The following is a 12911-nucleotide window of genomic DNA, read 5'->3' on the forward strand; positions in this document are numbered from 1 at the left end:
GTCTTGAAAGCTGGAGGGCTCGTAGCCCTGCCGTGATGGATGTTCTCTACGCATTCATCAAGAGTCAGGAGCTACGAGCCTTGATCGAGCCTACTTCCCAGGCCCCCGATGCTGCCACCGCCATTTTCAACCTGGCCGACTACCGCGTCACAGACACCGAGATCCTCGCCTTCGGGCAGCGACGGATCCACATCGTGGCTACCCCCGAGGCGGGCTGCCCGTCCTGCGGGGTCATCTGCGCGCGGGTTCATTCCCGCTGGCCACAACGGCTGCGTGACATCCCCGTCGCCGGAGCGGTCGAAGTGGTCTGGGCCAAGCGGAGGTTCTTCTGCGATGAGTTCCTTTGCCCACGCAGGACATTCACCGAGGAAACCGCCCAAGTCCCGCGCCGGGCACGATCCACTCGCCGGCTCCGTGACGCTTTGGTTGCCACCGTGATCGGATAGGGAAGGGCGGCGGCGGGGGCGGGGGCCGCCTTTTCGTTCGGTGTCTCCTGGTGGCTAGTCCAGCGGGCACTGGACTCCGCAGCACTGACGCTTCCCGATGTTGACGCACTCGCCCCGCGGATGCTCGGCATTGATGAACACCACTACCGGTCCGTGCGGTTCTTCCGCGACCCGGCCACCAAGGCCTGGAAACGCTATGAACCATGGATAACCACCATTGTCGATCTGGACACCGGCCAGGTCCTGGGCATCGTGGACGGCCGTGACAGTGAGGGCGTCGGAGACTGGCTCTTCGCCCGTCCGCTCGAGTGGCGTCTGGGCGTGCAGGTTGTCGCGATCGACCCGTCAGCGGCGTTCCGCAAGGCCCTGCGGATGTGGCTGCCGCGCACCGCCGTCTCGGTCGACGCGTTCCGCCTGGTCAAGCTCGGCAACGACATGCTCACCGAAGTCCGGCAACGGCTCACCCAGCAGGTCCACGGCCGGCGGGGCCCCTCCATGGAGCCGGTCTGGGCCCACCGGCGCCTGCTCCTCCGCGCGGTGACACACTCTCGGACCGGGCCCGGGACAGGCTCAGCACCGTGTTCGCCACCGACGATGCCACCGGGAAACTCCAGGCCGCCTGGCTGGTCAAAGAGCAGCTTCGCGCGCTGCTGGCCACCGGGTCCCTGGCCGCCGCGGCCGCCGCGGCCGCCGCGAAAGACCGCCTGCAAGCCCTGGTCGAACAGGCTGCCCAGCCGGAAACCAGCCGGCTCTGGCGCACGGTCTGCCGGTGGTGGAAAGAGATCTAAGTCCTCGTTGTCACCGGCGCGACAACGACGAAGGTGGAAGCCAATAACGCCGCGATCAAGCACATCAAAAGGACTGGCCGGGGATCCACCAACGCACGCAACTACAAGACGCGTATCCTGTTGCGCAGTGCCGCCAGAACGGCGGCATGACCCACCCATCACGGCAGAACCTTCACCACGAACCGTGAAGAGCCCTGAAACGCCGGGCAGCGGACGTGCTCGCTTACTTCGACCGGCCCGGCACCAGCAACGGTCCCACTGAAGCACTCAACGGCAGACTCGAACACCTCCGCGGCTCCGCCCTCGGCTTCCGGAACCTTGCCAACTAAGTCGCCCGGTCACTCCTAGAGACCGGCGGATTCAAACCCCGGCTACACCCTCAAATACGATGGGCCCTTTTGGGTCTTGGTTGCTTGGTCGCAACCAATTCAAAGAGGCCCTGACCTCTTTCCCGCCACACCACGCCGAACCGAAAACGTCCGGCGCGGCGGCGGTACGTTCTGGCCGACCTAACCACGCTCATCTGCGAAGGGCCCCAAAAGCCGGGGCAGCCCGGATCCACATTTGGTTGAATCCACCCGATCCAGACTCATGCCCGCCGGCGGGGCGGCTCCTCCCCGAGGTCACCGACTGTGGCCCAACTCGTTCCTGCTTCGACAGACGCGTACGAAGCATAGGAGTAGGAGTACGCGTCAGCTCCCTTGGTTGGAACCCTATTGAGTACCACCCCAAGCACTGTCGCGCCAACTAAATTAAGCGCGTTGAGCGACTTCTGCAATTCGTGCCGTCGGACAGTCTGCGCTCCCGCGACCATGATGACTCCGCCGACATGCTGTGCCAGGACCGCAGCATCAGTAACGGGTATCAGCGGCGGCGCGTCTATGACAACTGAATCGAAAGAATCTTCCAGACGCTCGATGAGACTCCGCATTTCCTGAGAGCCAAGAAGCTCGCTGGGGTTTGGGGGGATCATGCCCGAGGTCAGAACATATAGTTGGTCCTCACCCCAGTGCTGCAGCGCCTCAGCCACATCAGTGTCCCCCACTAGTGCGGTCGTCAGACCCACACTCCGGTCAAGGCCCAGGTACTCGCTCACCATCGGTCGTCGCAAGTCAGCATCCACGAGGCACACGACTTGTCCGGACTGAGCAAGTGCAATCGCAAGGTTTGTGGCGGTAGTGCTCTTACCCTCCCCGGGGATAGACGAGGTTACCAAGACGGTTTTTGCGTGCGCAGACACGTTTGCAAACTGCAAATTTGTCCTAAGCTGTCGAAACGACTCAGCTCGCGGACTTTGCGGTGCAGCCTGCGTCAGTAGTGGATTTTTAGTTGCGTCCCGGTCGAACGCAATGCCCCCCAGGACAGATACATCCGTGATCTGGCGTACGTCTGCTTCTCCACGTATTCTCGTGTCTAATGTCGAACGCAAAAGCGCGCCTCCGGCGCCCAGGACTAACCCTGCCAGAAGCCCACCAACCAAATTCAGTCGAGTGTTTGGGCCCGAAGGCTCTGTCGGGGCGACGGCTGGTTTAACGATGGACAGGCTCACAGGTGAAGCACCACCGGACTTGGGCTTCTCTAGCGAATCCACGGTCCGAATTAGGCTGTCTGCCACTGCCTGCGCTATCGCCGCAGCTTGAACGGGCGATTTATCGGAGACAGCGATATTAATGAGCACCGTGTTCAAGTCTGTGGACGCCGTAACACGCTTCGACAACTCAGCCGCAGTGGAGCCGAGCCCCAACGCGTCAATGGCAGGTTGCAGAACCAAAGGACTTGCGACGGTTTTCACATACGACTGAACTCTAGCTTGACTGAAGCTGTTTCCCTGCTGCAATTCCGTCACCGAACCGGAACTTTGGGTGGCGACGAAAAGCTGCGTCTCCGAAGTATAAGTTGGCTGGACCATGACTGACGCGACACCTCCTCCAAGGAGGCCTAATAACATCGAGGCCGTAACTAGAATCCAGTTGCGGCGCAGAAGGCGCAGGTATTCTTGCAGGTCCAAGCTATGTCCCCTTGTATTTGATGGCTGCCGATAAAACGTATATTTGGAGGGAGGCTTGCCGCCCCCGCCAATCCTACCCGTCGATACAGCCTGGGACGCGTTCGCCTCTGGCAAGAAATGGCCGGGCGGGCCTGGCAGAACTGCGGGCGACAAGATCGTCGAGGTCCATGGCTACTCCAAGCAGGGCTCCAGTTATAAATGCTCCGGGTCCGCGGCCTGAATGCCCTGTTGTGCATCGTCTCCGCGAGGGACACGGCCCCGGTGATCCTGGCCCAGCGGCATATGCCCGTGACAGTGCGCATGGACCCGCCAGAAAACGTACCATCACCGAGATCGCTGACACGGGTAGAAAACCATCCAATAGACCCACGCGGTCTTCGACGAGTTTCGCTGCGGCGTGGTGTGGCTGGAAGAGGTCAGGGCCTCTTTGAATTGGTTGCGACCAAGCAAACCGCCCGGGGCTACCGAAAACCCCGGCAATTAAGAATCGGTTATTCTCATGAGAAGTGCCCTCCGGACGGCGGCATGACTCTCATCCGGGAGTCCATTTCCCCAAGAACCGTGACGAGCCACTTATTGTCACCGGTGCAACAACGGCGAAAGTGGAAGCGAACAACACCGCCATCGAGCACCTGAACGGACAGGCCGGGGATTCGTCGATAGCCGGAACTACACGAACCGCATTATGCTCAGAAGCGCCGCCAGAACAGCGGTCTGACCATCCACCGCACACTGGAATTCACCAGGAACCGCGGTGAGCCGCCATGAAACCACAGGGCTAGCGCGCCTGGAACACCGAGATCAAGACCGGTGGACCGTGGACCGTCGCCGAGGTCGAAGACTATCAAACCGTCACAGAGCGGATAACGAACTAGGCTTCAAAATCAGTCAACCGAGATCCTACTCCGAGCATCTGTGCGATGCCGGCAATTGAACGGCTCGCGGCCATGCCATCGCCGTAGGGATTCACCGCATTGGCCATGGTCTTATATAGCACCTCGTCTCGAAGTAGAAGCAAGACCTCATCAACAATCCGCTGCTCAGCAGTCCCGATAAGCCGTACTGTCCCCGCATCGACAGCTTCCGGCCGTTCAGTGTTTTCACGCATGACAAGTACTGGCTTCCCTAGGCTAGGGGCCTCTTCCTGAACGCCTCCCGAATCAGTGAGGACAACAGCTGAAATAGCGAGCAGACGCGTGAATTCCCCGTAGGCAAGGGGTTCCGTCACAATAACGTTTGACTTCCCGGTCAGCGCCGGAAGAACCGCTTCCCGTACTGCTGGATTCTTGTGGATAGGGAGCACGATCGTGAGGTCCCCTTCCGCATCCGCAATTCGAGCGAGTGCTCGGCCAATTCCACGCATAGTCTCTCCCTGGTTCTCTCGACGGTGCGTAGTTACCAAGAGCACCTTCTTGCCAGCCTCAGCCACTTCTTCAAGCCTAGGATCACTGAAGGAAACCGGCTTGGAAACCGTTGTCAGAAGAGCATCAATAACAGTGTTTCCAGTCACAACAATGTCTGCCGCAGCCACGTTCTCCTTAAGCAGATTTGCCTTGCTCATTGCAGTCGGGGCCAGATGTAGGCTTGCCACTTGCGACGTAATCTTGCGGTTAGCCTCTTCCGGGAAGGGAGAAAAAATGTCTCCACTCCTCAAGCCAGCCTCAACATGAACCACGGGTATGCCGCGATAGAATGCGGCAATAGCACCGGCGGTCGACGTTGTTGTGTCGCCCTGCACCAACACTGCGTCTGGCATATTCGAGGCAAATAGTCGGTCTAGGCCGTCAATAGTCCTAACCAAAATAGAACTGAGGCTCTGTCGTGGCTGAAGTATATTTAGATCAGCATCGGGCACGACACCAAACAGGTCGTTGACCTGGTCAAGCATATCCCTGTGCTGTCCGGTTACAGTTACAAAACAGTCCATATCGGAAGATTTCAGTGCCTGTACGATCGGAGCCATCTTGATCGCTTCGGGCCGGGTCCCAAAAATTGGCATTATCAAAGGCATAGTTTTCCTTGCGATTCTCGTGTCTACAAAATATTTGACAACTGTCACTATAAAACAGTGCTGCACCGCTTCATAGAATTTCCGAAGAAATGATCGAGAGGTCCAGCAAATCGGCGAAGAAACGTGACTAACTGGTGAGAGGGGATCTGACGCCCTGCATCAAGCCACGTACCACGGCTCGCGATTCCGAAGGGCGCCGCCGCAACGCCAAATATCCAGCAAAGACGAGACGGACAGCCGTCCACCAAACAACCGCCGCTGGCCAATATTTTCGACCAACTATAACGGCCGACCGGGCTGCATGGAAAAAAGCCACCAAAGATTTGCCATTCCGTCCGGGAGATATACTCGATCCCCTGGCGTGCGCAACAACGCTACACTCCGAGACTGCCCATCGAAAACTCGATCGATTAATTCGCATAGTATAATCGATTTCTTCGCCGTAGAGAAAAAAATCTTCGCTCAATCCGCCGAGATGATCCCAGAGTCTGGTCGTGGCCAGAAAACAGGCCCCATAAAACGTGGGAATATATCGTGACGCGAAACGTGATGCCGGTATATCAATTACGCCCTTACCCAAATACGCGTCCCAGCCAGGATTACTAAGAAGCGTTACGCCGCCTATCGGATCGTTTTCCAATAGACGGGGGGAAATAAGATCCAGCGATCTAGTTTCCATTTCAGAAAGCAGGCTCGTGACGGTTTCCGCTTCTATTAGAACGTCAGGATTGCAGACTAACACACACTCCGCACCCGCCCGTTTCGCCACATCAATTCCGAAGTTGTTGCCCCCCGCGTATCCGAGATTACCATCCGGAACAGCATGGATAGTCCGCACATCAATTGCATTGATGCCAGCGTAGGTGAGGCAAGATCCTACCTCCCAATAGGAATTATCTACAATCACGATATGCCTAATCTCAGCAATAGCACAGAGACGAATATAACATTCAGCAAGATCGTTGCCATTCTTAAAGGCGACAACTACAGCCGCAACTGTACTATTCAATTGTTTTAAGCATCTTTTCCGCCCGAATGGCCCAAGAGTTGGATGAAATGAACTCGGAAACATCCATCCTACTCAGCGATGGAGAATCTAGGAGGGTATCAACTATTTCTATAAGCTCTGAACTCGATCTATATCGATTGATGAGGTTTCCGAAGTGTTGCAACTGTGGATAGTCACAGGTAACGACCGGCCTACCAGTAGCCACGTACTCATACACCTTTACAGGGTCGACTGCCCTGATCAAATCTGTAACCCTGAATGGCAAAAGTAAGAGTGAACACGACTGCATCGCCTTGATTGCCAATTCATGAGAAACGATCCCCATGTGTTCAATTCGGTCATGCGCCGGTATGGCGACGTCGCAAGGTCCCCACAAACGCACTGATAAATTGGGCCTCGCATTCACCAAGGCTAAGATGGTATCGAAATCAAACCAAGTCGAAATCGCCCCAACATATCCTATGGTATTAGAAACGAACGGTTGTGCCTGAGCTTGCAGTCCCTCAAACGCTCCAGGGTTCAGCGCGTTTGAAATGATGTCAACCGGCGCCCCAGGAAGAAGGGCCCTAATGTGATCTGCGATACGTTCACTCGAACAGAACGTGCGCTCGGAAAAAGTCACAAGATCACGTTCGTCGGACTTCTCCGTGGTCGTCGCATCAGAGAACAAACCGTTTAGGTCCATGCAATCGTAGAAGACTCGGACTCCCATGCGGCGAACATGTCGAGCCAGCCTGAAGTGCCGCGAGTGAGTGAAGACCACAGCGTGGGGTCTAATTCGCAGGAGGATAATGAATGCAGATATTGCAGAGGTGACAGGGTCCAAAGCCCTCAGACGCCCCCGGAACCTTTGGGGAAGCAGAGGGATGCGGACCACTGGGACTGAAAGATCTTGGGTCCTCACGAGAAATTCTCCCCTCACCAGGCCTGAGCATACGTAGGTAACCTTGTGGGAGTCACGCTGCATCGACTCGGCTATGAAGTGAGGCCGCTGTTTGATCCATCTGCTGTCAACATGAGAAACATAAGCGATCCTCATGCCATTGCCTTCGTGTACACACTCATCATCTGCAGCGCAACGCCCCCCCCAAGAGTAGGCAGTCGAAATCCGTTCACGGGAAGTCTGACCAAGCGCATACCGCTCAGCCGGAGTGAGACTACAAACTGCAGCAGAACTCACAGCTATCGCGTCTGGGTCCATCGGTGGTACGAGATACCCATTGACGCCTTCATCTATGATTTCCGGCAGTCCTCCCACTGTCGTGGCTACAACGGGAAGGCCTGCGGACATCGCTTCTAGCGCCGACAGACTCGTTGCTTCCATCAAGGAAGGGATAATGCAAAAATCAGCTCCTTGGATGGCCAGGGCCATACTCTCCATGGAGAGAGAATCAATAATTCGATATCCAACGGGGCTAGCATCGAGAACTCGTCTGATTTGGGCACTATATTCAGGGAAATCAGATTCACCTGCGCCGGCAAACACGACGTCACAGTTCGCCGGCCACTGAGGCGAGGACATTGCCTGAGCCGCAAATATTACGCCCTTAGTGGGAGCCCAACGCCTTGGAACAATGGCTATGGTGCGGTCGGTGTTCCAGCCTAGGCTCTGCCTTCTGGCGTGTTTGCCATCAAGAGTGAGTGGAACGAACAAATCGGTGTTCACTCCGTTTGAAACATACTCAATGGGGCAAGAAACTGTGGACTGGTCCGACAGTTCCGCGGAAGGGCCCACCCCTCCCGCGAACGACCGTGTCATGAGGCGAGTTAATAGACTTCCTACGACTGGTAGTCGCCTTATCATCAGGAACTCGCCCAAGTGATTAGTCCACACTTGGGTGAGGCCTAGCGGTTTTACAATTCTCGAAATAATTACACTAGTGATGAAATCATGATGATGAATTACGTCGAAGGACTTCAGAAATTCAGCGTCCGATCGAAGAATTAGCCCAGCTCGAACTGCTGTCCGAACTCTCCCGAGAAAGTTTGCCGCGAATCTCAGCATTCGGATCTTCTGAACACGCCGGCTGACTCCGCGTTTCGATTCGCGTTGATGACCCAGCACAGTCAATAACGGCACCGTCTCCCCCGATTCGTAAATGCTCGGGCCGGGAGTCGTTCTGGCGACTTGAACTTGATGTCCATCACGTACCAACGCATGAGCGAGATTATAGACATGCATCTCCACGCCACCGCGCGTCCTGTCAACATAGTTGTTGGAGATCATCAATATTTTCATTTATGCTCCTGTAATAAACTTGGACGGACCCGCTACGCGATCGCGAATAGCGTCGAGGCGAAGATGAACTGGACGAATAGAATCACATAATTAAGTGCGCCAACTCGACTATCAGCGCAAACGAGTCGGGTACTCAAAGTGGCAATTATCGTACGCACCAATAGTCCCCCCGTAAGGGCAATACCAATCACGGGCCAGCCATAGCTAGGCAGAAGAAAATACGCTAGCGCTACCGTTACCAATGTCCCCAAAGATGTCGACAGGGAAACCAGGGCTGGGCTGTTCGTCCACATCAACACCGCTGCCCGCCCATCAGCAAGGGCTTGTAGCGAAGCCGCGGGAATCGCACAAATTACAGCGACTCTGACCCCTGCGCTGTCGTAGCCAGCCGGCAACCACAAATCTAAACCGAAAAACAGGAACAGCGCCACTCCAGCCGACGCCGCAAGAAGAATAATCTGAATTCTATGCTGGTTACGCGAGAGGACACTGGACAAAGAATGAACTGTCTTCGAGGCTTGGGCTCTTACCGACCAATGCGCATCTAGCGAAGCCCCGACAGTAAGCGATCCCCCAATTATCAATGACGCAAATGTGTAGTTCGCAGCGGCTTGATTGCCAAGTTGAATGGAGACCAAAACCCGCATCATCATAAGCAACGCAACCGCGAGAACCAAGTGCGGCACCAAGCTTGCCGACTTAACTAGTGTCGTAGTTATGCTCCGCCACCTGACCGCGATCAACTGATGCCTCAGTAGAAGATACTGTGCGGCAACAGGAATTCCAATCATCAAATCATATGCAAGTATGCCTGTCCGCAGCTCTTCCGTTGCCGCCGCGGCCAATCCGAGTCCGGCTAACCCGATTACTTGAACGGAGAAGGCGAAAAATGCGAAGGATCGCGGCCTGTCTATTCCACGCATAACCCCTGACGTTACTAAATACGCAGACACCGCCGCAGATAATCCGATTGACATGAGGACGTTCGAGAATTCAAATATAAATGAACTAGTAGTCATTAATAATGAAAAAGCGTACAGCGCGGTCGTAAGTGTGACCGCAGTTCGCGCCTCAACTGCGATTCCGATTTCCCTCCCGGAAGCCATCCTGTTCGCTAAATATAGATGTGCTCCGAGGCATAACGCAGGTGCCAGGATGCTGGCGATGGCAAAATGAAGCGAGAGCTCACCAAGCAGGCTTTGGTTGAGGATTCTGCCCAAAAACGGCCAGATAAGCACCGTCGTGATTACGACACTCAATGTTCCGCTTTGGTAAAGGACAAAATCTAGGAGAACCCCGCGCCTCGCTGGCGTCCGTTCAAGAACTTTCGCGGAGTCGGCCGGAGGCTGGACGCCCCTAACCAAGTGCAGGCCTGGTTGTCGTGCTAGTCCGAGGGTCCATTTCGATGGCCGTTCCTAAACGGCGTTTCCGGCTGATGAGCCAGGATGGCAGTGCACAGATCCAGAGTAGTACAACGACGAACATCAGATTGATCACTAGATACGCTCCGTTGCCGTTTAGTAGAAACATTCGAAGTCCGATGATGAACACCGCGGCGAACGTCCCCCGGAATAAGGTCGGGTTGCACCGCAGGCCGGCAACAGCCCAGGACCAAGTCCAGCCAATCGCACCAAGTACAGCAATCACCACAGGCGTCGCCAGACTAAACATTAGATATACTGTCCCGCCCACCGTCACGGGCACGATGAACATTCCAGCCCCAAGCGGAGTCCCAGTCACGATCGAGGACATCAACATGTCAAATGTGTAGTCGCCATCATTTGCCGCTCCAGCATAACGCATTAGTAATGTTTGTAGATCATGCCAGAACGCCGATAGACCGCCGGAGAAGTCTGGTGAATTCCACAGCGCGAGATATCCCGATTCGATAGCTTGCGTGGTCGAGCGATCCCATATGTACTGAAGGCCGCCAGGTCCTCCTCCTGCTGTCGTTGCATATAGCGAGCGAACCACATCCACATATATAAAGGCACCGACAAGACCCACGATCAAAATTGCCATGTGCTTAAATCTAGGTCTTGCTACTCTGATCAAGTATCCGATCCCCGCAAGAACAATGATCTCAAGGACTGCACCCTTGAAACCCAGCCCCAACTGAGTGAGGACGTATAGCATCCAGATAGCAATCGTCTGCCGTTTGGTGGCTGCTCTGACGGTCGACAAACTCAGCAATGCAACTGCAGGGATAGCATAAAGAACGGCTCGGCTCGGAAAACCTCCCAACCCGCTGCCGCCCAGGTTGAATCGGTCCGTTTCGACATTTGCACTTAAAACCGGTATTCCGCCGATGGCAAAGTGAAGCGCCGCAAGAACTAATAGTATCCAGAATGAATGGATTAAGAACCGAGGGAAAACAGGATCGCAAATTGTTGAATCGACCTCGGGCTTTCGCCGCGGCCCAAGCATCATGCCCGCGGCAACAAACACGGGAGCAGCTAAGACAAGCCAACCATTTCGCACTTCGCCATTCTCCATTTGGAGAATATAGAATCCGATTGTCGGTAGCAGTAACTGTGCGATAAGAAGAGCGCCGGGGTTGACACGACGATCTCGGATGAAGACGAGGAGCATCGCCACGATCGAATACAAAGTTCCCCCTTCCAACAGGCTTCCACTGATTGCAAGCTGCTTTCTTGCGTGTTATCGACAGTCCGGTCAGATCACTTGGACCAGATTCCTAACCTCGGAAACTCGGTACCTCTCGAACACCAGTGGGTATCATCTCACAGCCGAGGCACTGGCTTTCCCCTCGGAGCAGAGCTCGGGAACGTGGATCTCGAGGTAGGTTCCGCTGGCATTAGGAACGCTGCCCTACAAACCACCGTTGATGCGCGCCGACACCTCTCAGCAATTTGGCAGGGGGAGGGGAAAGTTCAAGCTATTATTCTGAATGGCGTCACGATGGCGCCAGGGGGGGACAGGATGCCGGCTGACAGACAGTGGCGAAGAAGATACGCAGGGCGCCTAGCCGTACTCGACGGATTTGTGGTCTGTTGGGCTGTCGCCGGCGCCTATTTCGTGCGATTTGGCCCTAGGGAAGTATCGGTTCCGCGAAGTGAGGAAACAGCATATGCCGTTTTGGCTGCGATCCTCGCCGGAGCATGGTGGTTGATGTTGGGAGCATGGGGCAGCCGAGCGCCCAACGTCCTTGGTAGTGGCGCGGATGAATACAAGCGGCTGCTGACAGTGTCGATGTGGCTTTTCGCCTCAGTCGCTATTGTTTCTTATAGTTTAAGGATTGACACCGCAAGAGGTTTCGTGGGGTTGGCCCTACCTGCTGGAGTACTTGGTCTCTTGGCTGCTCGTTGGCTAGTTCGGCAACACTTGGCTCTAGAGCGGAAGCAAGGTCGCAGCAGTTCGAGGCTGCTGATCATAGGGAGTCCGGAGTCCACCGCCCATTTGGTTCGTTCTCTGAGAAGCGCCCCTGCGGCAGGGTACATTCCTGTATTAGTCTACCTTCCAGGCGCCTCGGTTGAGGAGCTCCACCTCTCTCGTGTATCGGTTCCAGTCGCCGGCATACAGTCCGACTTTGAGTCGATTCTCGCGGCTATACTGTCCTCCGAGGTTGACACAGTCGCGATTTCGGCGGGAGCAGAACTGCCTCCAACGGACCTCCGCCGCATGGGTTGGGAGTTGGCCGCCCGCGACATTGGCATGATTCTAGCGCCCGCCCTGACCGACATTGCGGGCCCACGTATCCATACGCAGCCTGTCGCCGGTTTGCCGCTGATTCATGTGTCTACGCCAAAACTAACCGGTGGAAAGAAACTGGCCAAGCGTACATTCGACGTCGCAACAGCAGGAACGCTCCTCCTGGCCCTAGCACCGGTCTTCCTCATAGTTTCCATATTGATCAAGACCACCAGCCCCGGTCCTCTTTTCTACAGTCAAGAGCGTGTCGGTCTCCGAGGTAGGGTCTTCAGAATGCGCAAGTTCCGCTCGATGAAGAGAAACGCCGACGAGGAACTAGCTAGGCTGCTGGAGGCTCAGGGCTCGATAGACAAACCTCTTTTCAAAATCCATAACGATCCCCGAATTACAGGCGTTGGCCAAATATTACGCAAATTCTCTCTAGACGAATTGCCGCAGTTGTTCAATGTACTGGGAGGGAGTATGAGTCTCGTGGGACCGCGCCCACAAAGAGATGCGGAGGTAGCTCTCTACGACGACGCAGCGCATCGCCGACTCTATGTGAGTCCGGGTATGAGCGGTCTGTGGCAGGTTAGCGGCCGCTCAAATCTCAGCTGGGAAGAGAGTATTCGGTTGGACCTCTACTATGTGGAGAACTGGTCTCTTATGGGCGACTTGGTGATTCTTTTCAAGACGTTCAAGGCTGTCTTTTCTGGTACCGGGGCTGTGTAGTGGAAGCTCATTTTATTGCCCGATGCC

Annotated in this window: 7 protein-coding genes and 3 pseudogenes; 3 read left to right on the forward strand and 7 right to left on the reverse strand. The window is 55.6% G+C overall.

What is annotated here, in order from left to right:
* Positions 1 to 80: 80 nt before the first annotated feature.
* Positions 81 to 1384: pseudogene (locus tag ACP4XC_RS19200) on the forward strand (ISL3 family transposase).
* A 38-nt stretch (positions 1385 to 1422) separates the two neighbouring features.
* Positions 1423 to 1677 (forward strand): annotated as a pseudogene (locus ACP4XC_RS19205) (transposase); the annotation flags it as partial.
* Positions 1678 to 1823: 146 nt separating this feature from the next.
* Here ACP4XC_RS19205 and ACP4XC_RS19210 read toward each other — a convergent pair.
* The 7 genes and pseudogenes from ACP4XC_RS19210 to ACP4XC_RS19240 all read right to left on the reverse strand — a co-directional run bounded on the left by ACP4XC_RS19210 (position 1824) and on the right by ACP4XC_RS19240 (position 10997).
* Positions 1824 to 3242: a polysaccharide biosynthesis tyrosine autokinase gene (locus ACP4XC_RS19210; RefSeq protein WP_427172298.1), complete on the reverse strand. Its 1419-nt coding sequence runs from the start codon at positions 3240 to 3242 to the stop codon at positions 1824 to 1826.
* An 871-nt stretch (positions 3243 to 4113) separates the two neighbouring features.
* Entirely contained in the window at positions 4114 to 5253 is a 1140-nt protein-coding gene (gene wecB, locus ACP4XC_RS19215) for a non-hydrolyzing UDP-N-acetylglucosamine 2-epimerase (protein ID WP_427175165.1), read from the reverse strand.
* A gap of 127 nt (positions 5254 to 5380) precedes the next feature.
* Complete coding sequence (locus ACP4XC_RS19220) at positions 5381 to 6262, reverse strand: glycosyltransferase family 2 protein (protein WP_427172299.1); 882 nt, start codon at positions 6260 to 6262, stop codon at positions 5381 to 5383.
* Complete coding sequence (locus tag ACP4XC_RS19225; protein ID WP_427175166.1) at positions 6255 to 7928, reverse strand: glycosyltransferase family 4 protein; 1674 nt, start codon at positions 7926 to 7928, stop codon at positions 6255 to 6257. The genes ACP4XC_RS19220 and ACP4XC_RS19225 overlap by 8 nt, the downstream gene beginning before the upstream one ends.
* Positions 7929 to 8501 (reverse strand): annotated as a pseudogene (locus ACP4XC_RS19230) (glycosyltransferase family 4 protein); the annotation flags it as partial.
* Positions 8502 to 8533: 32 nt separating this feature from the next.
* The gene (locus ACP4XC_RS19235; protein WP_427172300.1) at positions 8534 to 9760 is read right to left on the reverse strand and encodes a hypothetical protein; all 1227 of its coding nucleotides are present in this window, start codon (positions 9758 to 9760) and stop codon (positions 8534 to 8536) included.
* Positions 9761 to 9857: 97 nt separating this feature from the next.
* Complete coding sequence (locus ACP4XC_RS19240; RefSeq protein ID WP_427172301.1) at positions 9858 to 10997, reverse strand: hypothetical protein; 1140 nt, start codon at positions 10995 to 10997, stop codon at positions 9858 to 9860.
* A gap of 447 nt (positions 10998 to 11444) precedes the next feature.
* Between ACP4XC_RS19240 and ACP4XC_RS19245 the strand changes: the two genes are divergently transcribed.
* Positions 11445 to 12884, forward strand: coding sequence for a sugar transferase (locus ACP4XC_RS19245; RefSeq protein ID WP_427175167.1), 1440 nt, complete (start codon positions 11445 to 11447; stop codon positions 12882 to 12884).
* Positions 12885 to 12911: the final 27 nt, after the last annotated feature.

The organism is Arthrobacter sp. 92 (assembly GCF_050260325.1).
In the GTDB taxonomy this organism is placed as follows: domain Bacteria; phylum Actinomycetota; class Actinomycetes; order Actinomycetales; family Micrococcaceae; genus Arthrobacter.

Bases quoted from the DNA above. Each gene is read 5' to 3' on its own strand.
- ACP4XC_RS19245 (WP_427175167.1), top strand. From the start codon at position 11,445: ATGCCGGCTGACAGACAGTGGCGAAGAAGATACGCAGGGCGCCTAGCC.
- wecB (WP_427175165.1), bottom strand. From the start codon at position 5,253: ATGCCTTTGATAATGCCAATTTTTGGGACCCGGCCCGAAGCGATCAAG.
- ACP4XC_RS19240 (WP_427172301.1), bottom strand. From the start codon at position 10,997: ATGGAGAATGGCGAAGTGCGAAATGGTTGGCTTGTCTTAGCTGCTCCC.